Here is a 23,932-nt window from a genome sequence, read left to right on the forward strand (position 1 = left end):
TCAGGAGAGATTCATGAAAAAGAATAAGCGATATGGTAGTCAATATCTTGTGGCGGCAGGAATCTCCCTGCTGCTTCTGACAGCAGTATTTCAGCTTTCTGCCCGGACACTTCCGGGCTTTGGCACCTGGTATGCCCACCATATTTACTCGTGGATCGTGAAAAGTGTGGGCCGATTAACCGGGCTGCTGCCATTTTCTGTAGTGGAGATGGGGCTGTATGGTCTGCTGTGCCTGCTGTTTCTGGATGTGGTGCGACTGTCTGTGGCGGCAATCCGTGCGGAACATGCTAAAATCCTGACAGTCACTGGCAGGCGGTGGCTTTTGATCGTCAGTGCGTTGCTGTTTTTATACACCGTCAACTGCGGCATCAACTACTATGCATCCTCGTTTTCCTCATATGCCGGTCTGGAGGATGGCACTTACACCGTGGAAGAGCTGGAGGCCCTGTGCAGTGATCTGGTGGAGTTGGTCAATGAATCCGCAAAAACCGGTCGGCAGTCTTACCGGGAGCATCGCAGTGCCTGGCGGGTGGAAGCGGTAACAGCCATGCAGGCGGCGGGAGAACAATTCTCCTGTCTGGCCGGATTTTATCCAAAACCAAAGGAGGTTTTGGTATCCCGGATCCTTTCCGTGCAGCAGCTGTGCGGCGTTTACTCTCCGTTTACGGTGGAAGCGAACTATAACGGGGACATGCCGGATTACAACGTGCCCCATACCCTTTGCCATGAGTTATCCCATCTGAAAGGCTTTATGCGGGAGGATGAGGCGAATTTTATCGGATATCTGGCCTGTATTTCATCAGAAAACGAAGCGTTTCGCTACAGTGGTTACCTGACTGGCTGGGTTTACGCGGGAAATGCCATGGCGCGGGTGGACAGGAAACGCTACATAGAACTGACGGATCAGCTCTGTGAGGGAGCAAGGCAGGACCTGGATGAAAATTCGGATTTCTGGAACCGGTACGAAAGCAGGGTATCGGAGGCGGCAACCCGGATGAATGACACCTATCTGAAAATGAACTCCCAGGCCGATGGCGTGAAAAGCTATGGAAGGATGGTGGACCTGATGTTATCCTACCGAATTCTTAACGAAAACTTGATAAATTTGGATTAAACCAGTGGAAAACGCGGGAAAAATCGGCTATAATAAATTTCAGAATTAATGAACGGAAAATTTGAAAAGTCGCAATTTTTGTCGAATTTCCGACTCTATATTTTGGGAGGGCTATCAATGGATCAGGTATTATATGATTTAATGGACTGGGCTGGAATTGAGGAAATCGTGTATTCCGAGGCGGCAAATCCGGAACGCCTTCTGGGAGCGCATGAGGTGGAAGAGGGACTGCTGATCCAGGTGTTCATGCCGCACGCGGTAGCTGTGGCAGCGAAGGTTGGAAATGAGAGCTATCCCATGGAACTGCAGGACGAGGCCGGATATTATGCGGTGCTCCTGCATGGGAAGAAGATGAGCAAATATCTTCTGGAGATTACTTACGATAACGGGACAACGGAGGAATTGCAGGATCCTTACGCGTTTCCGTCTCAGTTTACGGACGCGGAACTGAAAAAGTTTGACGCAGGCATTTATTACGATGTGTATCGCAAGATGGGCGCGCACCCGATGACGATTGACGGTGTAAAAGGTGTTTATTTTGCCGTGTGGGCACCCTGCGCCATGCGTGTCAGCGTAGTCGGTGACTTCAATATGTGGGATGGCAGACGCCACCAGATGAAGCGCCTGGGAGATTCCGGCGTCTTTGAACTGTTTATGCCGGGTCTTGAAGTGGGAGCACTTTACAAATATGAGATTAAGAATCATCACGGCGAGCCGATGTTAAAATCTGACCCGTACGGAAACTATTCTGAACTGCGCCCGGATAACGCGTCTATCGTCTGGGATCTGGAGCAGTTTTCCTGGAACGATGAGATCTGGATGAAGAACCGGGAGCTGGAGGCATCCAAGGACAAGCCGCTTTCCATCTATGAACTGCATCTTGGTTCCTGGATGCGCCATGAATTAAAGATGGACGAAGACGGAGAGCCGGTCATCGGTTCCGAGTTTTACAATTACCGGGAGATCGCGCCGAAGCTGGCTGAGTATGTGAAGAAGCTGGGCTATACCCATGTGGAGCTGATGCCGGTGATGGAGCATCCGTTAGATGAATCCTGGGGCTATCAGGTAACCGGCTACTATGCGCCGACAAGCAGGTATGGCACGCCGGATGATTTTATGTATTTCATGAATTATATGCATGAACAGGGCATCGGCGTGATCCTGGACTGGGTACCGGCTCATTTCCCGCGTGATGCCCACGGCCTGGCATGCTTCGACGGAAGCTGTGTTTACGAGCATCAGGATCCGAGACAGGGCGCACACCCGCACTGGGGTACCCTGATCTACAACTACGGACGGCCGCAGGTTACTAATTTCCTGATTGCCAACGCGCTGTTCTGGGCCAAGCAGTACCATGCAGACGGCATCCGCATGGATGCGGTGGCTTCCATGCTGTATCTGGATTACGGCAAGAATGACGGAGAGTGGGTTGCCAATATCTACGGCGGTCATGAGAATCTGGAAGCAGTAGAGTTTTTAAAACACTTAAACAGCATCTTCAAGAAAGAAATCAAGGGCGGCCTGCTGATCGCGGAGGAGTCTACCGCATGGCCGCAGATCACCGGCTCCGTGAAGGAGAACGGCCTTGGCTTTGATTATAAATGGAACATGGGATGGATGAACGATTTCACCGGCTACATGCAGTGTGATCCATACTTCCGCAATCAGCATTACGGCGAGCTGACCTTCAGCATGTTTTATGCTTACAGTGAGGACTTCGTGCTGGTATTCTCCCACGATGAGGTCGTGCACGGAAAGTCTTCCATGCTCTGCAAGATGCCGGGGGAGACCTACGAGGAGAAGGCAGCAAACCTGCGTACCGCCTACGGATTTATGTACGGGCATCCGGGCAAGAAGCTGCTGTTCATGGGACAGGAGTTCGCTCAGATTTCCGAGTGGAATGAGAATGAAGAATTGCCGTGGAACATTCTGGAGTACCCGCTTCACAAAAATATGCAGGATTATGTGACTGCGTTAAATGAACTTTACCGTACGCACCCTGCTATGTATCAGAAGGATTTTGAGCAGGAGGGCTTTGAATGGATCAATTGTACTTCTGCGGCAGATAATATCGTTGTCTTTACCAGAAAGACAGATAAGCCGGAAGAGACTCTGCTCTTTGTCTGCAACTTTGCTCCGGTACTTCATGAGAAATACCAGATCGGACTCCCGTTTGCGGGCAGATACAAGGAAATCTTCAACAGTGACGCAAAACAGTTCGGCGGAAGCGGCAAGGGCAATTCCAGGGTGAGAGCGGCAAAGAAGGAAGAGTACGATGGCCGTGACTATTCCATGCAGATCACGGTACCGCCAATGTCCATGATCGTGTTCTCATGTGAGCCGGCAGTACCGAAGAAAACGGCGGCGAAGAAATCAGCCGCAAAGAAGCCTGCAGCCGAGAAGACCGCGGCAGCGAAAAAGACCGGTACGGAGAAGAGCACAGCCGCAAAGAAGACCAGCATGGGAAAATCAGCCGCAGAAAAGAAAACCGCGGCAGAGAAAAGCTCCGCAAAGACGGAAACTGTGAAAAAAGCAGTAGCGGAAGCAAAGAAAGCAGCAGCGAAAACAGCGGAAAATGGAAGAAAAACTGCGGAGGAAGCCGTAAAAGCGGCGAAGGAAACGGCTGCTGCCGCAGTGCAGGATGTGGTAAAGAAAGCAAAGAATACCGCAAAGAAGACCGCAGCCGAGGTAAAGAAAGCTGCAGATAAGGCCACGGAGAAAGCCACAGATAAATCCACAGAGAAAATCACGGAGAAAAAAGCATAAGACTGTGGCCTGGATTTACCGCTGTGGAATATCCGTTCCAATCTGCACCATGGCCGTAAAGGTATCATCATTAAAGTAAACATCAAATTCATCACCGGGGCGGTTCAGGATGCGCTGGATACTCAGCATCCCGAGCCCCCCGTCTTTTTTACTAGAAAGAATATTTCCGTTTTTCTCCTGAATACTGCCGTTGTAGGCATTCTCCACAAGCATCAGCAGATGGTCGCCGTCCATGCGGGCCTGAATGCGGATGAATGAATCTTTCTCCATTTTTTTGGAAGCTTCCATAGCATTTTCCAGCAGATTTCCGATGACGATGCAGAGTGTCAGGTCATCAATTGGAATATGGGCGGACAGATCCAGACGGGCGGTGAAGGAAATTCCGGCTTTTTCAGCCCGGACCGCATATTCCTGGATCAGTCCGTTTACAGCCTGATTTTCGCAGAAGATTTTCTGCTCGGAAGTTTCCAGCTCTTTCTGGAGATTCTTTAGGTATTTTACCTGCTGTTCCTTGTCCATGTAGAGCAGGGCGTGGATGTGATGCCGGAAATCATGCCGGATGATCCGCACCTGTTCAATGTAGTCCAGAGTCTGGTTGTAGTGTTCCCGCTGCTTGCTGATCATCTGGCGGGCAAAGGTCAGCTCTTCCTCGGTCTGCTTGCGTTTTACGATCTGGGCGGTGCTGTTTAAGGTGAGCACATAGAGTAAGAGCAGGCTGACGCAGAGCACCAGGAAGAATAAGAGGAGGCTCTGGCTCTGGCCGGATGGGATGCCGTAAGGAAACAGGGCGCGTTCACCGATCAACTGAATGAAGAGAAAAAGCGCCGGATAAGCAGCTACGAGCAGACAGAAGCGGGCAGAGAGACTGCCAAAAATCTGACGGGCGCGTTTCTTCAGCCAGAAATGCACAAACAGGCAGCAGAGCGAGGCACTGATCAGGGAAATGAGTGTGCAGAGCTGTTCTTCGGACAGAGGGAGCCATGTGTGGAAGCACCAGGCTGTAAAGCGATTCAGAAATGAGGAAAGGTCCGCCAGCATCCATGCCGACAGATAGAAAAACAGCTTTTCTACAGCAGAACCGTGGAAAAAGACCAGAAGCACCAGGAAAAACAGGCATGAAAAAAAGCCCTGGAAGATCCAGAAGATGTGATCCGGAATGTGAAACAGGGACTGGGTAAAGATCATGATAGCCCAGAGATAAACGGAGCAGGCCGCGATGGTCTCCCGGTTTTTCTGTTTCGGTTCCAGGCAGAGGAAGATGGGCATCATACGCACGGAAAGATTGATCAGATCCTGAAAAACATGGCAGGCTGCATCGTTCATGGGTAACGTTCTCCTTTGACGCCACGGCTGGGAGCGGACCGGTTCCGGCCGCTCCTAACGCAGGCGGTAATGATAGTAGGCATTTTTGGCTTCCTTATAGAAAGCGCGGGAAATGGGAATGGAAGTGCCGTCTTCCATCTGGAATGAGGAATCCTCCAGAGTGTGAACGTGAGCCAGGTTGACAATGTAGCTCTGGTGGCAGCGCAGAAAGATTTCCTGTTCCGAAACCGATTCCAGAATGGCAGAAAGCTTCTGGCTGAGCGGAATGACGCTGCCATCGGTGAGGGTGGCGTAAACCTTATGGAGACGGTTTTCAAAATGGGAAATGCGGTTCAGGGGAAGATCTACCGGAACCCGGTTTACCACAACGGAGAGGCAGGCATCCGGCTGGGAAAGCTTCTGGAGGCAGACCCGGTCCATGGTTTCCTCAAAATCCTCCCACCGCACAGGCTTTAACAGAAAGCCGGAGGCGCAGACCCGGTAGCTGTCTACCGCGGACTCCAGGGAGGAGGTAATAAAGACGATGACCGGATTGGAGTAGAGTTTTAAAAGGTCTGCCGCACCCTGGATGCCGCTTTTGCCTGGCATGAGCACGTCAAGAAGATAGAGGCCGTAGGCGGTGCCGGTGTCCAGAACATCCTGCATGGATGGAAATGTTTCCAGCTCCACCGGGCGGTTCTGTTTCTGGAAATACCGACGGGCATACTGCTCCACCAGCTCCCGTTCTTCTGTTGTATCATCGCATATGGCAATCTTCAGCATGGCATTATCATCTCCGCATATAGTGGTTTTCATAGCTGGGGGTTCCTGGTGCGCATATTTCGGCAGGAGTTTGCAGATTTGGTCCTGTTTTTGCATAATTGGAAGTTTTGCACACATGAAACCTGTGGTAAACTAAAAACATAAACAATTTATACAACTTTTTGACAGGGTTGTCAAATATTACAGGAGGGTATGTGTATGGGTACAAATTTAATGGTTACCGCAATCGTTATCGTGTATCTGCTGTTCATGCTGTGGATTGGCTGGTATTCTTCCACAAAGATTACGAGCAACACAGATTTCATGGTAGCAGGAAGAAGACTGGGGCCGTTCTTAATGGCGGGAACTCTGGCAGCAACGGAGATTGGCGGCGGAAGTTCTCTCGGTGTTGTTCAGAATGGTATGTCAGGCTTTGGTCTGAGCGCATCCTGGTATATTACCACCATGGGTATCGCGTTCATCATTTTAAGCTTTATCGCGCCGAAGTTCCGTGCTGCAACGGTTAAGACCGTTCCGGAGTATTTCCGCAGACGTTATGGCAAGGAGTGCGGACTGATCACCGCGATCATTATGCTGCTTCCGCTGGTAGGACTGACTGCAGGACAGTTCATTGCTTCCGCGGTTATTCTGTCTACCATGTTAAATATTGATTACCAGGTAGCAGTTATCATTGTAGCAGTGGTTGTTACCGTTTATTCGATCATGGGCGGTCTGTGGAGCGTTACCCTGACTGACTTTGTACAGGTTTTCCTGATCGTCATCGGCATGATCATCGCGGTTCCGTTTGCCATGAATTACGCAGGTGGATGGAGCAGCATTTCCGCAAACATTCCGGAAGGAACCATGAACCTGTTTGAAGGTTATGACCTGTTTGGCATCATTTCCCTGGTCATCATGTATACCGCAACCTTCTCCGTAGGACAGGAAGCCGTATCCCGTTTCTATGCGGCAAAAGACGAGAAGGCAGCAAAGGGCGGCGCATGGCTGGCGGCTCTGGTAAACTTCATTTACGCGTTTATCCCGACCATCCTGGGCATCATCACCCTGGCGCTGATCAACATGGGCAAGTTCAGCTCTGAGCAGTTCGCGTCCGTAGGTGCCCGTTACGCGCTTCCGGTTCTGGCTATCAACACCATGCCGGCCCTGATCTGCGGACTTCTATTTGCAGGCATCATTTCCGCAACCATGTCCAGTTCTGACTCTGACCTTCTGGGCGCAGGTTCCATTTTCGCGAATGATATCTACAAAGCAGTCTTAAAACCGGACGCATCCAGTGATTCTGTCATGAAGGTCACCAAAATCGTGATGTGCCTGGTAGGCGTGGCTTCCATGCTCATCGCGCTGTTCAACACCCAGAGCATTGTTTCTATCTTAATGTTCTGCTTCACCTTACGTGCGGCTGGTTCCTTCTTCCCGTACGTGATGGGACATTACTGGAAGAAAGCATCCACCGCGGGAACCATTGCTTCCTTACTTGCAGGTACCATTGTGGTTGTGTACCTGGAGCATGTTTCCAAGGGCGTGCTGTTTGGCATTAAGTTCAGCCAGCCGATCATCCCGGGTCTGGTTGCAGCGTTCATTGGATTTGTAGTATTCTCCAAGCTGATGCCGCCGAAGGTAGAGACTACCGAGCTGGCACCGGAAGAGGATGATTAAAAGCATATAAAACCTGCATAATAGAACCCGGCGGACCGTGATGGCCCGCCGGGTTTTGCTATGCAGGTTTATTTTATCTGTTTCCATTTCCCTGTCCGGTAATATCCGTAGGAGATCAGGAAGTTTGCGAGCCATCCCAGCGGCACGGCGTACCATATCATGGCAATGCCGTAGACAGGAGCTCCGAGCTTGGCAATGAGCACACGCAGCCCCAGGTTTACCAGATTGGCGATGGTAAAAACTTTTACGGCACCGGCGCCGCGCAGAATGCCGTCGACCGCCATTTTAAAGCCGATCATGCAGAAAAAGAAGCCGATGAATCGCAGGTATCCTTCTCCGGTAGCAACGGTCTGGGCAGAGGGAGCACCGTCCAGGAATAATGCGATCAGAGGGCGGTGGAGCAGTTCCAGGAACAGACACAGGATGACGGCGGTAATGGCGACCATGATGTTGGCAGCCCGGTATCCAAGGGGAATCCGTTCGTGTTTCTCTGCGCCAATGTTCTGGGCCGCATAGGAGGAAAGGGCATTTCCGATGGCGGACATGGGAACTACGCAGAGGGATTCAATCCGCATGCCGGCAGAAAATCCGGCCAGGATCTGTGTGCCAAAGCCGTTTACCACTGACTGGACCAGCATCATTCCGATGGAAACCGTGGACTGCTGGAGAATGGATGGCAGTGCGATGCGGGACATGGAGGAAAACTCTGCCTTACTGAACCAAGTTTCTGCTTTCCCATCTAACCGGCGGAGTGTGCGCAGGAAGATGAGGAAGGAACAGACTGCTGAAATGCCCTGGGCAATAAAGGTTGCGTAAGCAGCACCGGCAACGCCTAGATGCAGGGTGGCCACCATATATAGATCCAGGAAGATGTTCAGCACTGAGGAGAAAATCAGCAGATACAGCGGAATCCGCGATTCACCGAGAGCATTGAACATGGAGGAGAGGATGTTGTACATAAACAAAAAGGGCAGGCCGTAAAAGTAAATGTTTAAGTAGATTACAGCGATGTCCATGGCATCAGCCGGAGTGTTTAAGGTTTCCATGATCTGTCTGCTGAAGCACAGGCCAATGCCGCCAAGAAGCAGGCTGATGAGCAGGAAGGAAAGCATGGCGGTGCGGATGCTGTTTTTCATGCGGCTGTAGGCATGTCCGCCGAAGTGTTGGCTGATGATGACCGACGCGCCGATGCCGCCGCCGATGGCGACACAGATAAAAATGCTGGTCAGCGCATAGGACGCGCCGACCGCGGCCAGTGCAGTTTCTCCTACATAATGTCCCACAATAGCAGAGTCTACAATGGTGTATGCCTGCTGAAACAGATTTCCGATGATCATAGGAAGCGCAAAGGCAAACAGTGCCCGGGAGGGCTTCTCTGTGATCAGATAGTCTTTATTTTTGTTCATGATTTTCTGGAAGCTCCTCTCCGGCTGCAGGACGCAGCAAATTCACAGTCACAGTTTTCCTGGTCCCAGTGTGTTTTTTCGGTTTCTGACAGCGCCTGGCAAAAGGCATTGGCAGCCCGGAGCATCAGGCCTTTGTTCACCTGGTAATGCATCTGGTAATCAATTCGCAGGCCGGTGACCAGTCCGCATCTTTTTAATACTTGCAGGTGCTGGGATACCGCCGATTCACTGATGCCCAGTTTGGAGGAAAGCGCCTTGCCACAGTAATGATGATCCAGTAAAAGCATGAGAATCTGGTAGCGTGTAGGCATGGTGATAATATGAAGCAATTCAAGATCAGTCATGTGTGTCTCCTTTATAATGAAGTATTCACTTAATAAAGCTATTGCTTAATTATAAGGAGAAAAAAATAAAAGTCAAGTATTCATAATTTTATAGTTACGGGAAGATTGACAATGGTTATTTGTGGTTATATACTGATAAAAACTATATATAATACATTTACCCAGGGAGTCGAAGGGGCGATTATGTCAGCCGCCGGACGTTATACGGAAGGAGGCCGGTGCCAATGGTTACATATTCAGATTTGTTTCAGTTTGTAATTATGCTTTGTGCTGTAATCACACTCGTTGCTTATTTTACACACAAAAAATAGCGCCCTCGTCCCGGTAAGATGAAGCGCTATTTTTTGAATGCTTATTGCCGGCGGCTAGGTGTACTCTAGCTTTCGACTCTCTCGTTAAGTGTATTATAGGACATTCTTTATAAGTTGTCAAATAAGTTGCAAATAAAATTTTACTTGAAAATTTCACTGTAAAGGAGGTTTAGCTATGACGACCAATCCACGGGACCGGATCGAGGATATCGACGCACGTCTGAAAGAACTGCCGAAAGGCACACTGACCTACAAGACCATCAACGGCAAAAAGCAGCCCTACATCCAGAAAAGCGTAGATGGCAAGGTGACCAGCACCTATGTCAAGCTGGATGAGCGGGAGCAGGTCCTTCTGGAATTTGAGGAGCGGAGCCGTCTGCAGGAGGAGAAAAAGCACCTCTTGGCTTATATGCGGAAGCTTCAGAAAATTTTAAGCCGCAATCCCTATCTGGATGCTCGGGTGGGGATTGGTTTTCAGGATTTTGGGGATTACGCCTGCGGAAAACAGTTTTATGTGGATAAGACCCATTTCATTTCCGAGTGGCTCAGAAGCAATGTGGCGGTTACCCTGATCAACCGCCCCAGAAGATTCGGAAAGACCATGCTTCTCAGCACGGTAGAACATTTCTTTGACCCAAGATACGCGGATCAGCCGGAAGATTTTGAGCAGCTTCGTGTCTGGAAGGATGAAAGAAGCCGGAGCTTATTTGGAAAAATTCCGGTTATTTCCGTGAGTTTTGGAAGCTGCAAAGGACTGAATTATAAGCAGGCCATGCAGGGGATGGCAGTGAATCTGGGAAATATGTATGAGGCACACCGGTATCTTGCAGAGAGTATGGGACTGAGCGCAGAAGACCGGGAAAGATACAACGAGCTGCGTAATTCATTCCGGAAGGGAAATATAGAAAACGCCGGGAGTGCAATCCAGGAACTTTGCGGGCTGCTGTACCGGCATCATCATACAAAGCCGATTATCCTCCTGGATGAATATGATACGCCGCTTCTGGAGGCATACACAGATGGTTACTGGGATGAGATGATCGCTACCTGCCGTCAGCTGTTTCACTGTACGTTTAAAGAAAATTCCAGTTTTTTCCGGGCTATCATTACCGGCGTGACGAGAATTTCCAAAAACTCGCTGTTTTCCGACCTGAATAACCTGAAAACCTGCACCGTTACTAGCAATGACTACAGTGACTGCTTTGGCTTTACCGAGCAGGAGGTCATGGATGCGCTGAAATGCCAGAATATCGACACCATGAAGGATGTGAAGGCCATGTATGACGGCTTTATCATTGGAAACCGAAAGGACATCTACAATCCCTGGTCCATCTGCAACTATATGCAGCAGCGGGAATTGCAGTCTTACTGGATCAATACCAGCAGCAACAAGCTGATCGGAGACATGATCCGCCGCCATCCGCTGCGGAGTAAGCATGAGATTGAGGAACTGATGCGGGGAGAGCTGGTTCATAAACGGATCAATGAGAATATCACATTCCAGTATCTGGACGGAGATGAGAACAGCCTGTGGTCCCTACTTCTGTCGGTGGGGTATATTAAGGCCGATCATGTGGTAAAGGAGCAGGAAATCACAGAGTGTGACGTGTCGGTGACCAATAAGGAGGTCATGGGAATGTTCCGGACGGAAATCATGGGAATGTTCCATAATGGTATGTCCATCTGCAATGAGTTTGCCCAGGCACTGGTAAATCATAAGCTCGAGGATCTGAATGACATTCTGCTGGATCTTTCCTATGATTCCATGAGCTATTTTGATACAGGACGCGGTCCGGTGGAGCGCGTTCCCGAAAACTTTTATCATGGGTTAGTGCTTGGACTGATCGTGTGCCTGCGTGAGGAATATCGTATTGTATCTAACCGGGAAAGCGGCAGGGGACGTTATGACATTACCATGTATCCGCAAAAGGAAGACCGGGATGCTTTTATTCTGGAATTTAAGGTTCGGAATGAGAAGCAGGAGGAGAATCTGGAACAGACGGCAGACAATGCGTTAAAGCAGATTGAAGACCGGGAGTATGAAAAAGACCTGCTGGCTGTGGGAATTCCGGCAGCCAAAATCTATAAACTTGGCTTTGCGTTTTCCGGGAAAGATGTGCTGGTGAAAGAAAATGCCCAGGCACATTGAACATGCCTGGGTATCGGCCTGAGGGTAGCAGATTTACAGCTTTCCGTATGCAATGAGCGGATCTGCGCTTCTTACTCCAAGACTTAGAGTGTAGTAGAGCACCACTCCCTCAAACGGGGCAGTATAGCGGGCAATTTCATTTCCATAAGAATCCTTCAGGGTGCCAAGCAGGGCACCCTGTTTTAATTTCTGACCGGCTTCAGACATTGCGGGATACCAGAAGCCATCCGCGGGAGCTTCCTCGTAGATGGCTTTGCGGATTTCGGTCTGCGGAAAACAGGAGGATACCATGTCCACATGCAGGATTCCCAGATGCCGCATCAGCTCGTACACATTTTCCCGGCATGCAGAAACTTCTTCTCCACGCCACAGACCCCGCTCTCCGCGTTCTACTAAAAGGGCGGGGATGCCGCACTGGGCTGCCCAGCTGTAAAGTCCGTTTCTGGAGGTGGAGGCAACCCGGTAAGGAACGGAGAGGCTTTCGGCGGCTGCACAAGCTGCGGCAGACAAGGCTTCCGAAACGGCTGTTGGAAAGAAGATCAGCGGAGTCAGTGCTTCGTTGACATCACCGCCGTGCAGATCCATCAGGAAATCTGCTTCGGGGTACAGGGTTTCTTCCAGGACTCTGGCAAGCCGGCTGGAAAATGTGCCATCGGATTTACCGGGAAACATGCGGTTTAAGTTTTTTCCATCAGCCGGAATTGTCTGTTTGCTGCCCTGGTAAAAGCCTTCCGGGTTTACCAGAGGAAGAAGGATCACGCGGCCGGACAGGGCGGCGGGATCCAGCTCTTGTTTCAGGCGGTTCAGGGCTTCGATGCCGACGTATTCACAGCCGTGGACGCCGGCTGTCACCACCAGGGTTTTTCCGGGGCGGCAGCCGCAGACTACGGTCATTTCTATTGGAAAGGGGCTGGTGACAGGCAGCGGGAGGGTCTGTTTTACTCCGCTGCCGGCTTTTAAGTCAGACAGTCTCATAAGTCTCAAAAATTCTCCTTTAGTCAAATTCGATCATGGAAGCCAGAAGCTTCTTCGCGTATTCGTCTTTGGTCTTGGCAATGCGGGACACCGGGATGTGTTCGGTGATGCGGCCGTGGTAGAGGAAAAGCACGTCATCGCAGAGGTAGGTGACGGAAGTCAGGTCATGGGTGATGAAAATATAGGTCAGTCCCAGCTTTTCCTTCAGTTCACGCAGAAGGTCCATGATCTGGACCTGGGTGTGGGCATCCAGGGAGGAGATGGCTTCGTCAAAGAGGATGATCTCCGGCTGGCATGCCACGGCCCGGGCAATGCAGACACGCTGCAGCTGTCCGCCGGACAGCTCATGGGGATACCGGTCTGCGTAGGACGCATTTAGGCCGACCAGCTCTAAGAGGCGGCTGGTTTCTTCGGCCCGGTTTAACCGGACTTTCTGGTTGCGTTCCCTTGCGGAGAGTCCTTCTGCAATGATTTCCTTTACCCGGAAGCGGGGATTGGCAGAGGTGGTGTAGTCCTGGAATACGACGCTTAAGCGCTTCTGCAGGTTTTTTCTGCCGCTTCTGGAGGCGTAGACGGAAGTGTCGTGAATCTTCAGTTCACCGCTGTCGGGCTTTAACAGACCGCTGATCACGCGGCCCAGGGTGGATTTTCCGCTTCCGGATTCGCCGAGGATGCCAAGGCAGGTTCCCTGGGGTACCTTTAAGGAGACATCAAAGAGAACCTGGTCCCGGGTGATGCCGAACAGCTTTTCCTGTCGTTCGCTGCGGAAGCTGACGCAGACGTTATTTACTTCAAGCATGGGAACTCTCCTCCTTTCCGTGTAAGATTTGGCGGTAGCGCTGCATGACGGCAGATCGTTTCTCCACCAGCATGCGGGTGTACGGGTCATCGGCGTGCTTAAGGATGTGGTCAAAGCTTCCGCTGTCCACTACATGTCCGCTGTTCATAACCAGAATACGGTCAGCTACCCTGGAGATGGCACCCAGGTCATGGGTGATGAACAGCATGGCGGTATTTTTCTGCTTTTTGATGCGGATAAATTCTTCCAGAATCTCGTACTGGGTGATGGCATCAATGGCGGTGGTCGGCTCATCGGCAATCAGAAGCTCCGGCTGCAGGGCCATGGCAATGCCGATCATGATACGCTGGAGCATGCCGCCGGAAAGCTGGTGCGGGTATTTTTCCAGAACTTCTTCCCCGTTCCGGATCCGCATCTGTTCCAGGATTTCCAGAGAGTGGGTGCGGATTTCCTGCGCATTCCAGGAAGTGTGGGTGGCAAAGGTTTCCGCCATCTGGTTTCCGATGCGGTAGAGCGGGTCGAAACAGGTCATGGGATTTTGCAGGACCATGGTGATTCGGCTTCCGCGGAGGCGGCGCAGCTCTTCTTTGGATTCCTTTAACAGGTCCTGGCCATCAAAGATGGCACTTCCGGAAACCTGGAAATTCTTATCCAGCAGGCCCAGTACGGATTTTACAGTCATGCTTTTTCCACTGCCGGATTCTCCAAGAATGCCGAGGCATTCGCCGGGCCGGACTTCAAAGCTGACATTTTCCACCAGCTTCTTGGAGGCTCTGCGGTGATGCAGTGTGACATTTAAGTTTTCTACTTTTAAAATGGCAGACATTACAGCACCTCCTTCGGGTCCAGCACATCGCGGATGGCATCGCCCATTAAGTTGAAAGCAGAAACCAGAATGACGATCGCGATACCCGGTACCAGCATCTGGGCAGGGTTGCTGGTCAGGACATTTTTCGCCTCGCTGAGCATGGCACCCCACTCCGGTGTCGGAGCCTGTACTCCGAGCCCCAGAAAGGACAGGGTGGAAATATTGATGATGGCCCAGCCTACATCCAGGGAAGAGAGCACGGCCAGGTCTGCCGCGATGGAGGGAACCAGATGCCGGAAGAGAATGAAGCGTTCTGGAGTTCCGACACAGCGGGAAAACTGGACAAAGTTTCGGTCGCGGTACTGCATGACACCGGTGCGGATCATGCGGGCATACCAGGCCCATTTGATAAAGACATTTGCCAGAATGACGTTCTGGACGTTAATGCCGAGCAGCGCAACGACGGCGAATACCATGATCTGGCTGGGGAAGGAAAGCATTACATCTACCACGCGCATGATCAGCTCTTCGGTAATGCCGCGGAAATAACCGGCGAGAAGTCCCATCAGGGCCCCCAGGCCGATGGTGCCGAGCATGGTCAGGACGGCAAGGCCGAGGGTCGGGCGGATGCCGTAGATCATGCGGGAGAGGATACAACGTCCCAGGTTATCGGTGCCCAGCGGATACTCTTTGCTGAAGTGGGCAAATTTGTTGAGAATGTCGGTAGCGTAAGGGTCATGCGGGGCAATGACCGGGGCAAAGATGCCCATCAGAGCCACGATCAGCACCAGAGAGACGGTACCAACAGCAGTTTTATTATGAAGAAAACGGTGTAACATTAGTTGCCCTCCTTTCGCATACGCGGATCAGACACCGTCTGAAGAATATCAAACAGCAGGTTAAATACGACAAACAGAACGCCGATCAGAAGTACATAGGTCTGGATCACCGGATAATCCCGGTTGAAAATGGAACTGATGCACAGGGTTCCGAGTCCCGGCCACGCGAATACATTTTCCACGACAATGGTTCCGGAGATCAGCTGCGGAATGCTCATACCGATGGCAACGATGCAGGTGTGCATGGAGTTTTTCAGAATATGCTTTATCAGAATGGATTTCTGCGGCAGTCCGCGGACGTTGGCGTAGAGCACATAGTCCTGTTTCATATTTTCCAGCATGTTGTTGCGGATCAGGCGTATATAGGTGGAAATATAGCTTAAAGATACGGTAAAGGCCGGCAGAATCAGGTGCCGGATGGTTCCGTTTCCACTGGTGGGCAGAAGATCCAGTTTAATGGAGATCAGCCACATCATCAGAAGGCCGACCCAGTAAGCCGGCATGGCGGTGGTCATGAAGACAATGCCGCGCATGATCCGGTCAAACCAGCCATCCTTGTATACAGCACACAGGAAACCGATTGGCAGGCTTAACAGGATTACCATGATGAGGGAAGCACCGGCCAGCTGCAGGGTAGCCGGCATACAGCGGAGCAGTTCTCCCGCCACGGTACGGGTCGGGTTTACATAGCTGATGCCGAAGTTGCCGCGCAGGCAGTCCAGTACCCAGGTGAAATAGCGGACCAGGTACGGCTTATCCAGGCCAAGCTCCGCCCGGACTTCCGCAATGGCCTCCTCGGTGATGATGGGAACCTGGCGTACGCGCAGGGCCACCTCAGCCGGATCGGACGGAATCAGGTTGATAAAAACAAAGCACACAAAGGAAATAATAAGAAGAAGCGGAATCGCGGAAAGGATTCGCTTGATGATATATGGTTTCAAAACAGCACCTCCGGTGAAAAATCAGCAAATGCGTGTACAGCAACAGTACAAAGCCGCCTCGGGGGAGACGGCTTCGTACACATGGTTCGGATTTGGTTACTCCTCAGAGCTTAGAAAGAGAAATCCTGGAACGGAACCTCATACTGGGTCTGGGTAAAGTGGAAGCCCTTCATATCGGAACGATAAATGGCTTTGTTGCACTCATAGGTCAGTGGAATGTAAACCGCGTCCTCATGCAGATGGGTCAGAACGTAGGTGTAAAGCTCCTGGCGTCTGTCCTCGTCGGTGGTGATCAGGATCTCGGTGATGGCTTCGTCAATCTCGGCTTTATCATCCAGGCCAAGCTGGGCTGCATAGTCACCGTATACCGGCGCGCGCATCGCTGCCAGAGAGGACTGCGGGTCGTACGGGGTTCCCCAGCAGATGTTGAATACCATATCGAAATTACCGGCCTTCATGTTATCGCGGTAGGACTGCTCCTCCTCGCCGTGGATGTTTAAGGCAACACCGATGGTCTGATACTCACTCTGCAGATACTCGGCAATGGATTTCTCGGTAACGCTGTCACTGTTGTAAAGCAGGTCAATGTTTAACTGCTTTCCGTCTTTCTCGCGGACATTGCCGGAGCCCATCTTCCAGCCTGCGTCATCCAGGATCTGGCCGGCCAGCTCTAAGTCGTAGGCAAACGGCTCCAGATCAATGTTGCAGTACGGGATGGTTTTTGCGAACAGGGTGTCAGCCGGTTTCTCCAGTCCGTAGAAGATACCGTCAGAGATATTCTGCTTGTTGGTAGCATGCTGAAGCGCAATGCGCACATCCTTCTCGGAGAGAATATCGGAGGAGGTATTCAGAACGATCTGTCTGGTAGAGGTCGGATCAGAAAGCTCTACGGTGAACTTATCGCTGTCTAAGTACTGGTTGATGGCATCGGCATCGATCATGTTCTTTCCGAAGATCATATCAATTTCGCCCTTTTCCAGAGCCAGGATACGGGTCTGGTTATCCGGGATGACCTTAACGGTGATGGTCTTGATGGCCGGCTGTTCACCCCAGTAGTTCGGGTTTGCCTTGAAGATGGCATACTCATCGGTGACAAACTCATCCAGCACATATGGGCCGGTTCCGATGTAAGCCTCTACGCCATCCTTGGTGCTGCCGTCTTTCATGGCTTTCGGGGAGATCATGGCAAACGGTCTGGTAACACCAAGCTCGGTTAAGAGCGGGTAGTACGGCTCAGACAGCTCGATGACAAAGGTGTTCTCATCCGGAGCGTCAACGCCGACCAGCAGGTGCATCATCTCCAGCCAGGTGTGGCGGTCCTTGTTTTCCAGAATTGCGTCAAAGTTGGCCTTGATAGCGTAGGCATCACATTTCTCACCGTCAGAGAACAGCACGCCCGGGCGGATGTGGAAGGTGTAGACCTTACCGTCCTCGCTGACATCCCAGCTCTCAGCAAGACAGCCCTCAAAGCCATCTGCGGTGATGTTGACAAGACCCTCGTACAGCATTTCCTGCGCGTACATCTCGCCGGCATATAAATGCGGGTTTAAATCGCGGATATCGCGGTAGTTTACAAAGATCAGATCTTCTTTCGTATTTTCAGAAGAAGTGGTGGTTTCTGCAGCAGCGGAATCTGCGGCAGCAGTAGATGCAGAGTCAGAGGCGGATGAACCGCAGCCGCTTAATACGGCGGTGCCTAAGAGACCTGCAAGAAGCAGTGTGCCCCATCTTTTTTTCATAATCAGTGTCCTCCTGTTGTAAAAGCTTGTTATCGTTTCTGTCCACACATCCGGTGCGAACGATGAAAGTATAACATGGGTTAGCAGGAGCTTACTACTGATGAATTTGGAGGGGCTTAGTTATTCCAAAATGTTATAACAAGGGCAAAATTCTTATAAAATTGCCTGAAAATGACGGATAAACCACTCAGCGGCAGTGCTTAATTTTGCGTCATCCGGGCAGATGTAGCCGATGAGAAGAAAGGGCTCACAGTTGTTGATCTGCAGCTGGCGGACATCGTACTGGCGGTACTGGTCATAGAGAAAATTGATGCCCAGGCTGCAGATATCGGTATTCATCAGCAGGTTGATGGTCAGGTGGTCACTGTTGGTGTAGACGGAATAATGGAGCTGTTCTGTACTGATGGCGCCCAGGCTTACATGGCTTAAATGGTGTTCCACGGAGAAAAAATCCCGCACGCCCCGGACGAAGGAGAGAGAGGAAAGATCCTGAAAGTCAATGCTTTCATCGTGGTAGCGCGGATGATTCGGGCCGACATAAACACAGGCTTCTTTCATATCCAGAGGAATGAATTTCAGCTTTTTGTGGGACAGAATATGCTGGAACTGGTGCAGCTGTTTTTCTGCGATATAGACAACCCCGATCTCGGAAAGTCCCTGGGCAACCCGGTTGCAGATCTCTTCCACGGTGCCTTCTAAGTGTTCTACGATGTAGGAGTCGCCCATTTCCTGATAGAAGTCGGTCAGCAGGCGGGAAATCATGTTGCTGGGATAGGTGGCGAGGCTGAATTTCTTGCCCTGGTTCCGGTCAGTCAGGGAATCGATCAGGCTGACATTGTGGAGAATATTCTGGGCATATTCCCGGACTGTTTCACCATAGGGAGTGATGCGGATACCGCGGCTGCTGCGCTCAAAAAGCGGGCGGCCCAACTCCTTTTCCAGGGAACTGATTACCTTGCTGACATTGGGTTGTGTGGTGTAAAGGCATTCGGCAGCCTGGTTAAAGCTGCCTTTTTCGCAGGTGATCATAAAATATTCCAGCTGACGTAATTCCATAGTATCCGGTTCCTCCTGAATAAAGTGCCTGCTTCCGTTCAAAGGACATTCCTGATATGCACACGGTAAGCGTTTGCTAACCACTATAACAGAAAAAAAGAAGGGAGACAACCGGTGAATTCGGAAGTCTCCCTCGAAAAGCCGTTATTGAGAAAAAATATCAGTTATTCCGGACGGGAATAGCAACATAAGCAATTTTTCCGCCGCAGATGGTGTATTTTACTTTTCCGTAAAGCTCCTCACCGATGAACGGAGAGTTGGTGGCTTTGGATTTGAATTCCTTTACGGTCCATTTTTCGTTTGGATCGAAGAGTACCAGATCGGCATCTGCACCAGTGCTTAAATGGCCCTTGTTTCCCTCCAGGTGATAGAGGATGGCCGGGTTCAGGCTCATCTTTTCCATGAGCTGCGGCATGGTCAGGACATCTTCCCGGACTAGGTTGGTGACACCAAGAGCCAGTGCGGTTTCCAGGCCGATGATGCCGCTCGGTGCTTCGGTAAGCGGTTTTGCCTTCTCCTCTGCGCTGTGCGGTGCGTGGTCGGTGGCAATGATGTCGATGACGCCTTCCTTTAAGCCGCGGAGAATCTCCTGTTTATCCTCAAGCGTGCGAAGCGGCGGGTTCATTTTCGCCAGGGTGCCGTGTTTTAAGACTGCGGTCTCATCCAGACTGAAATGGTGCGGGGTAACTTCTGCCATGACATGAGCGCCAAGCTGCTTGGCCAGTTCTACCATGCGGACGGAGTGCCCGGAGCTGATATGCTGGATATCGATGAGGGCGCCGGTGTGCAGGGCCAGCATGCAGTCGCGGGCTACCAGAACATCCTCTGCGGCAGCCGGAGAGCCGCCAATGCCGAAGTGCTCGGACACGGCACCGCGGTTGATGCCGTTATTGGTGATAAGCGTCGGATCTTCTTCGTGGAAGCTTAACGGTACGTTTAAGCGGACAGCCTCCTCCATGGCTTTCTTTACCAGAGCACTGTCCTTTAACGGAATACCGTCATCGGTGAAGCCTGCAGCGCCGTGGGCCTTCAACAGTTCCATGTCGGTGAGAACCTCGCCCTTCATGCCGATCGTGATATTGGCAGCGCTTAAGACGTTGATCGGAGTCTTTTGGCCTTCTGCCAGCACATATTCGAGGGTTTCCACGTTATCAACCGGCGGTTTGGTGTTGGCCATGCAGACCACGGTGGTGAATCCGCCTGCGGCAGCGGCAGCGGCACCGGTATGAATATCTTCCTTATAGGTAAGTCCCGGATCACGGAAGTGCACGTGAACATCAATGAATCCCGGAGCCACCACAAGACCGGTGGCGTCGATCACCCGGGCATCCGGGTGTTTTTCTTTTAAATCATTTCCAATCTCCAGGATCTTTTTGTCGTCTGTGACCAGATCCATGACCTGGTCCAGTCCTGATTTCGGGTCGATGACCCGTCCATTCTGAAGTAACAGCATAATGATTCCTCCTGTATCTTATCTGTAAAATATTATTGTTTTTGGTGGAGCCTCTGATTGCCGATCTGAAATACCGTCTGCGGAATTTCAAAAACGAACACGATCCCAAGTACAATGGCAACTGCCATTTTGACGGCATCAAAACCGGTCTGGACAGCCAGGTAAAGCTGATCTGTGACCGTGTAGTAGGCTGCCCGGTAGATTCCTGCACCCGGCACCAGCGGGATGATGCCGGAAATCAGAAAGATGGTGACCGGGCACCGCTTCCGCACCGCAAACCATCGTGACATGAGGATCACAATGACCGTGGTGGCGAAGGTGGCAATAGAGACAGAGCTGTAGGGCAGCAGAAGCAGGTAGGCAAGCCAGCTCACGCCGCCAATGAGGGCACAGCTGGGATAATAGCGGGCCGGAACGCCAAACAGCAGGGAAAATCCTATGGTGGCCATGGCGGCCGCACAGGTCTGAATCAGTAGGTGCAGCATGAAGAACCTCTCTTTCCTATTATTTATTATGGAAGCAGCGGAGCCCCGGCTATATTTCTGTACAGCGCAAGCACCACGCCGACACCGATGGCAATGCAGAAAAAGCTTATGACGGCATCGAGCATTCGGACAGAGCCGGAAATGTAATCACTGTCGACCATGTCGCGGATAGCGTTGGTGAAGGCAACTCCGGGAACCATGAGGATAATGCCGCCGATGATCATGGCATCAAAATTTTCTCCGGGGCCGAAGCGGTAACAGAGGATGCAAAGAAAGGTGATCCAGGCACTGCCGAGAATGGTGCGCACGATTCGTCCCAAATGCGGATTGCCGAGATACACGGCGTAGGCCTGATACAGGCTTCCGACAACAATGGAACATAAAAAATCCCATGGCGAGCCGCCGAACATGATGTCAAAGCAGGCACCGGCGAGACCGGCCACGGCAATCTGCAAAGCAGCGGGAAAGCCCGGATGCTCCTCGATGCGGGTCAGCTCTCTGCGTACATTCTCCGGGGAAAGTCCTTCTTCCTCAATGCGTCTTGACAGCTGGTTTACCTCTGCTACTCTGCGCAGGTTGGTATTGTTGACAGGCACCTGCAAAACCTTGGCAAACAGGGGTTCCGTCTCATCTCCGCAGCTTAGAAAAATACCGTTACTCAGCACGAAAATATGGACAGAATGAAGTCCGTAGGCGCGGCAGATATGCATGATGGTATCTTCCACGCGAAAGATTTCCGCTCCGTTTTCCAGCTGGATCTGCCCGGCCTTCATGGCGAGGAGCAGGATTTCCTGCTGTGCATGGGCTTTTGTGACTGTGGATATCATGTTGTCTCTCCGCCTGATCGGTTATCCGGAAAAGCCGGAAAGCAAAAACGCTGCCCGTCTTTGCGGATATCTGCCACGCGATCCCGGTATTCTGCGCTGCAGTCCAGCTTTTTCAGTGCCGGAATGACGCTGAAATCTTCCCAGAAGTGCATGGGGAAGACCATTTCGGCGCCGACCGTCCTCATGAAATCATCCAGTCCCAGGTAAAACAGATCCTCCTGGCGTCCATCTAACGGAACCATGGCAACATCCGGGTGGAAACCGGAAGCTTTGATCTTTTCCAGCTCGCGGCGGTAGTTGGTGCTCATGTTGTTATTCCATGCCAGCTCTTCGCCGTTCCAGCGCCAGTTGTTTAAGTCGCCGGCATGATAGATGGTATAACCGCCGGTTTCTACCATGAAGGCCACGCCCTCATCCGTAGATTTGAAGGCTGTTACGCGAAGCCCGCCGCCTTCCTTCCATTCCAGAACCTTTCCCGGATCCATGAACCAGGCGAGTCCGTGCAGGTGATCCGGCACCTTGTTCTGCCAGATGTCATCGGAAAGGATAAAACGGATGCGGGGGTGAGTGGCTGCCAGATCAAAGATCTTCGGACTGAAGTGGTCTTCGTGGCGGTGGCTCACAAACACAAACAGGTCTTTGGCGGGATCCAGTGGCGGAAGTGCGCCTTCTACAAAATCAAAGAGCAGCAGCGCCTGCTCCGTCTCCAGAAGATAACCGCTGTGGTGGATATACGTGATCGTCATAACGGGAGTCCCTCACTTTCTTTTCATTCATAGTATGTCCATCATAGCACAAAAGGCTTCCGAATCACAGAGTAAGTGCCTGGATTTGGGAGCCTTTTTGTGTTGCGCATGTAAAATATTGAAGATAGACCGAAAACGCGGTAAGATGAGAATAGATTTATAATGCTGACGAAAGGAAAAAAGGTGATTATGAAATACGATTTTACTTCGATTCTGGATCGCAACGGAAAAGATGCGATTGCAGTAGAGCACATTCCGATTCCGGGCGCACAGGTGAAGGAAGGCTTTGACCGAATCCCGATGTGGGTAGCTGACATGAATTTCCCGACCGTACCAACGGTTGTGGAGACCATGATGGAGCGTGTGCAGCATCCGGCCTATGGATATTTTGATCCATCGGAAGAATATTATGCTTCCATTATCCGGTGGCAGGAGAAGCGCAACGGTGTGACCGGACTCAAGCCGGAGCACATCGGCTATGAAAATGGCGTGCTGGGCGGTGTGATCAGCGCCCTGAATGTGATGTGTTCCAAAGGGGACAACGTACTGCTTCATTCCCCGACTTATATCGGCTTTACCATGAGTCTGGAAAACAACGGATATCATATTGTACATTCTCCGCTGATAAAGGATGAAAACGGAGTCTGGCGCATGGATTTTGAGGATATGGAGAAGAAAATCGTGAAAAACCGCATTCACGCAGCCGTGTTCTGTTCTCCGCACAACCCGTGCGGCCGCGTGTGGGAGCGCTGGGAGATTGAGAAGGCCATGGAGCTTTATAAAAAGTATGATGTCTTTGTAATCTCAGATGAGATCTGGTCTGATCTGATTCTGGAAGGACACAAACACATTCCAACTCAGTCTGTGAGTGAGGATGCCAGAAACCGCACGGTGGCTATGTACGCGCCATCCAAAACCTTCAACCTGGCAGGACTTGTGGGAAGCTACCATATTATTTACAACACCTGGTTGAGGGAGCGCGTTCTGAAAGAGTCTTCCTTATCTCATTATAATGCAATGAATGTGCTTTCCATGCACGCGCTGGTTGGAGCGTACAAACCGGAGGGCTATGAGTGGCTGGATGAGCTGCGCCAGGTGCTGACCGGTAATGTAGAATTTGCCTGCAGATATATTCAGGATCATTTTGAAGGTATCGAGGTATCAAAGCCGGAAGGAACCTACATGCTGTTTCTGGACTGCACAAAGTGGTGTGAGAAGCATGGGAAGACGATTGATGAGCTGCAGAGAGCCGGTGTGGAGGTTGGAGTCATCTGGCAGGACGGCAGACCCTTCCATGGTCCGTGCCATATCCGCATGAATCTGGCGCTGCCATTCAGCCGGGTGCAGGAGGCATTCGAACGGTTGGACCGCTACGTATTTCATGCAAAATAGCAATTTAAGAATAATCACAAAAGGTCCGAAGCAGGCCGGGG

Annotated in this window: 20 protein-coding genes; 5 read left to right on the forward strand and 15 right to left on the reverse strand. The window is 51.3% G+C overall.

The window, feature by feature from the left end:
• Positions 1-13: 13 nt before the first annotated feature.
• Both DWY84_RS10815 and glgB read left to right on the forward strand, forming a co-directional pair.
• Complete coding sequence (locus DWY84_RS10815) at positions 14-1,114, forward strand: DUF3810 domain-containing protein (RefSeq protein WP_118533158.1); 1,101 nt, start codon at positions 14-16, stop codon at positions 1,112-1,114.
• A 117-nt stretch (positions 1,115-1,231) separates the two neighbouring features.
• Entirely contained in the window at positions 1,232-3,880 is a 2,649-nt protein-coding gene (gene glgB / locus DWY84_RS10820; protein WP_118533160.1) for a 1,4-alpha-glucan branching protein GlgB, read from the forward strand.
• 15 nt (positions 3,881-3,895) lie between these two features.
• Here the strand turns inward: glgB and DWY84_RS10825 are convergent, their stop codons facing one another.
• Both DWY84_RS10825 and DWY84_RS10830 read right to left on the reverse strand, forming a co-directional pair.
• Positions 3,896-5,203 (reverse strand): GHKL domain-containing protein, encoded by a 1,308-nt coding sequence (locus DWY84_RS10825; RefSeq protein ID WP_118533162.1) that lies wholly within the window; start codon positions 5,201-5,203, stop codon positions 3,896-3,898.
• Positions 5,204-5,257: 54 nt separating this feature from the next.
• The gene (locus DWY84_RS10830; protein WP_347560788.1) at positions 5,258-5,998 is read right to left on the reverse strand and encodes a LytTR family DNA-binding domain-containing protein; all 741 of its coding nucleotides are present in this window, start codon (positions 5,996-5,998) and stop codon (positions 5,258-5,260) included.
• Between the two features lie 165 nt (positions 5,999-6,163).
• Between DWY84_RS10830 and DWY84_RS10835 the strand changes: the two genes are divergently transcribed.
• Positions 6,164-7,621: a sodium:solute symporter family protein gene (locus DWY84_RS10835; RefSeq protein ID WP_118533164.1), complete on the forward strand. Its 1,458-nt coding sequence runs from the start codon at positions 6,164-6,166 to the stop codon at positions 7,619-7,621.
• A gap of 68 nt (positions 7,622-7,689) precedes the next feature.
• Here the strand turns inward: DWY84_RS10835 and DWY84_RS10840 are convergent, their stop codons facing one another.
• Positions 7,690-9,027 (reverse strand): MATE family efflux transporter, encoded by a 1,338-nt coding sequence (locus tag DWY84_RS10840; RefSeq protein WP_118533166.1) that lies wholly within the window; start codon positions 9,025-9,027, stop codon positions 7,690-7,692.
• Complete coding sequence (locus DWY84_RS10845) at positions 9,024-9,371, reverse strand: winged helix-turn-helix domain-containing protein (protein WP_118533168.1); 348 nt, start codon at positions 9,369-9,371, stop codon at positions 9,024-9,026. The genes DWY84_RS10840 and DWY84_RS10845 overlap by 4 nt, the downstream gene beginning before the upstream one ends.
• A gap of 486 nt (positions 9,372-9,857) precedes the next feature.
• On the opposite strand from DWY84_RS10845, the gene DWY84_RS10850 reads away from it, so the two are divergent.
• Positions 9,858-11,831 carry an AAA family ATPase gene (locus DWY84_RS10850; protein ID WP_243024832.1) on the forward strand — a complete coding sequence of 658 codons (1,974 nt, stop codon included), beginning with the start codon at positions 9,858-9,860 and terminating at the stop codon, positions 11,829-11,831.
• Positions 11,832-11,864: 33 nt separating this feature from the next.
• Here DWY84_RS10850 and DWY84_RS10855 read toward each other — a convergent pair whose 3' ends face one another.
• From DWY84_RS10855 to DWY84_RS10905, 11 genes are all read right to left on the reverse strand, one after another.
• Entirely contained in the window at positions 11,865-12,806 is a 942-nt protein-coding gene (locus DWY84_RS10855; RefSeq protein ID WP_118533170.1) for a M14 family metallopeptidase, read from the reverse strand.
• A 19-nt stretch (positions 12,807-12,825) separates the two neighbouring features.
• Positions 12,826-13,605, reverse strand: a complete 780-nt coding sequence (locus DWY84_RS10860; RefSeq protein WP_118533172.1) for a dipeptide/oligopeptide/nickel ABC transporter ATP-binding protein — start codon at positions 13,603-13,605, stop codon at positions 12,826-12,828.
• On the reverse strand, positions 13,598-14,431 hold the full coding sequence (locus tag DWY84_RS10865) for an ABC transporter ATP-binding protein (RefSeq protein ID WP_118533174.1): 834 nt from the start codon (positions 14,429-14,431) through the stop codon (positions 13,598-13,600). Before DWY84_RS10865 ends, DWY84_RS10860 begins: the two co-directional genes overlap by 8 nt.
• The gene (opp1C, locus tag DWY84_RS10870) at positions 14,431-15,252 is read right to left on the reverse strand and encodes a nickel/cobalt ABC transporter permease (RefSeq protein ID WP_118533176.1); all 822 of its coding nucleotides are present in this window, start codon (positions 15,250-15,252) and stop codon (positions 14,431-14,433) included. Before opp1C ends, DWY84_RS10865 begins: the two co-directional genes overlap by 1 nt.
• Entirely contained in the window at positions 15,252-16,193 is a 942-nt protein-coding gene (gene opp1B, locus DWY84_RS10875; RefSeq protein ID WP_118533178.1) for a nickel/cobalt ABC transporter permease, read from the reverse strand. The genes opp1C and opp1B overlap by 1 nt, the downstream gene beginning before the upstream one ends.
• A 110-nt stretch (positions 16,194-16,303) precedes the next feature.
• Entirely contained in the window at positions 16,304-17,932 is a 1,629-nt protein-coding gene (gene nikA, locus DWY84_RS10880; RefSeq protein WP_118533180.1) for a nickel ABC transporter substrate-binding protein, read from the reverse strand.
• Positions 17,933-18,085: 153 nt separating this feature from the next.
• A complete protein-coding gene (locus DWY84_RS10885) occupies positions 18,086-18,988 on the reverse strand; it encodes a LysR family transcriptional regulator (protein WP_118533182.1) in 903 nt (300 codons plus the stop codon).
• Positions 18,989-19,148: 160 nt separating this feature from the next.
• Complete coding sequence (locus DWY84_RS10890; RefSeq protein WP_178716759.1) at positions 19,149-20,441, reverse strand: dihydroorotase; 1,293 nt, start codon at positions 20,439-20,441, stop codon at positions 19,149-19,151.
• Between the two features lie 32 nt (positions 20,442-20,473).
• On the reverse strand, positions 20,474-20,926 hold the full coding sequence (locus tag DWY84_RS10895; RefSeq protein WP_118533184.1) for a threonine/serine exporter family protein: 453 nt from the start codon (positions 20,924-20,926) through the stop codon (positions 20,474-20,476).
• Between the two features lie 26 nt (positions 20,927-20,952).
• Entirely contained in the window at positions 20,953-21,753 is an 801-nt protein-coding gene (locus tag DWY84_RS10900; RefSeq protein WP_118533186.1) for a threonine/serine exporter family protein, read from the reverse strand.
• Positions 21,750-22,499 carry an MBL fold metallo-hydrolase gene (locus tag DWY84_RS10905; protein WP_118533188.1) on the reverse strand — a complete coding sequence of 250 codons (750 nt, stop codon included), beginning with the start codon at positions 22,497-22,499 and terminating at the stop codon, positions 21,750-21,752. Before DWY84_RS10905 ends, DWY84_RS10900 begins: the two co-directional genes overlap by 4 nt.
• A 189-nt stretch (positions 22,500-22,688) precedes the next feature.
• Here DWY84_RS10905 and DWY84_RS10910 point away from each other — a divergent pair, with 189 nt between their 5' ends.
• Positions 22,689-23,891, forward strand: coding sequence for an aminotransferase class I/II-fold pyridoxal phosphate-dependent enzyme (locus tag DWY84_RS10910; protein WP_118533202.1), 1,203 nt, complete (start codon positions 22,689-22,691; stop codon positions 23,889-23,891).
• Positions 23,892-23,932: the final 41 nt, after the last annotated feature.

Origin of the sequence: Clostridium sp. AF27-2AA (assembly GCF_003478505.1) — a bacterium.
In the GTDB taxonomy this organism is placed as follows: Bacteria; Bacillota; Clostridia; order Lachnospirales; family Lachnospiraceae; genus Brotaphodocola.

Coding starts and splice junctions, on each gene's coding strand:
- DWY84_RS10815 (WP_118533158.1), top strand. CDS start 14: ATGAAAAAGAATAAGCGATATGGTAGTCAATATCTTGTGGCGGCAGGA.
- glgB (WP_118533160.1), top strand. CDS start 1,232: ATGGATCAGGTATTATATGATTTAATGGACTGGGCTGGAATTGAGGAA.
- DWY84_RS10825 (WP_118533162.1), bottom strand. CDS start 5,203: ATGAACGATGCAGCCTGCCATGTTTTTCAGGATCTGATCAATCTTTCC.
- DWY84_RS10830 (WP_347560788.1), bottom strand. CDS start 5,998: ATGAAAACCACTATATGCGGAGATGATAATGCCATGCTGAAGATTGCC.
- DWY84_RS10835 (WP_118533164.1), top strand. CDS start 6,164: ATGGGTACAAATTTAATGGTTACCGCAATCGTTATCGTGTATCTGCTG.
- DWY84_RS10840 (WP_118533166.1), bottom strand. CDS start 9,027: ATGAACAAAAATAAAGACTATCTGATCACAGAGAAGCCCTCCCGGGCA.
- DWY84_RS10845 (WP_118533168.1), bottom strand. CDS start 9,371: ATGACTGATCTTGAATTGCTTCATATTATCACCATGCCTACACGCTAC.
- DWY84_RS10850 (WP_243024832.1), top strand. CDS start 9,858: ATGACGACCAATCCACGGGACCGGATCGAGGATATCGACGCACGTCTG.
- DWY84_RS10855 (WP_118533170.1), bottom strand. CDS start 12,806: ATGAGACTGTCTGACTTAAAAGCCGGCAGCGGAGTAAAACAGACCCTC.
- DWY84_RS10860 (WP_118533172.1), bottom strand. CDS start 13,605: ATGCTTGAAGTAAATAACGTCTGCGTCAGCTTCCGCAGCGAACGACAG.
- DWY84_RS10865 (WP_118533174.1), bottom strand. CDS start 14,431: ATGTCTGCCATTTTAAAAGTAGAAAACTTAAATGTCACACTGCATCAC.
- opp1C (WP_118533176.1), bottom strand. CDS start 15,252: ATGTTACACCGTTTTCTTCATAATAAAACTGCTGTTGGTACCGTCTCT.
- nikA (WP_118533180.1), bottom strand. CDS start 17,932: ATGAAAAAAAGATGGGGCACACTGCTTCTTGCAGGTCTCTTAGGCACC.
- DWY84_RS10885 (WP_118533182.1), bottom strand. CDS start 18,988: ATGGAATTACGTCAGCTGGAATATTTTATGATCACCTGCGAAAAAGGC.
- DWY84_RS10890 (WP_178716759.1), bottom strand. CDS start 20,441: ATGCTGTTACTTCAGAATGGACGGGTCATCGACCCGAAATCAGGACTG.
- DWY84_RS10895 (WP_118533184.1), bottom strand. CDS start 20,926: ATGCTGCACCTACTGATTCAGACCTGTGCGGCCGCCATGGCCACCATA.
- DWY84_RS10900 (WP_118533186.1), bottom strand. CDS start 21,753: ATGATATCCACAGTCACAAAAGCCCATGCACAGCAGGAAATCCTGCTC.
- DWY84_RS10905 (WP_118533188.1), bottom strand. CDS start 22,499: ATGACGATCACGTATATCCACCACAGCGGTTATCTTCTGGAGACGGAG.
- DWY84_RS10910 (WP_118533202.1), top strand. CDS start 22,689: ATGAAATACGATTTTACTTCGATTCTGGATCGCAACGGAAAAGATGCG.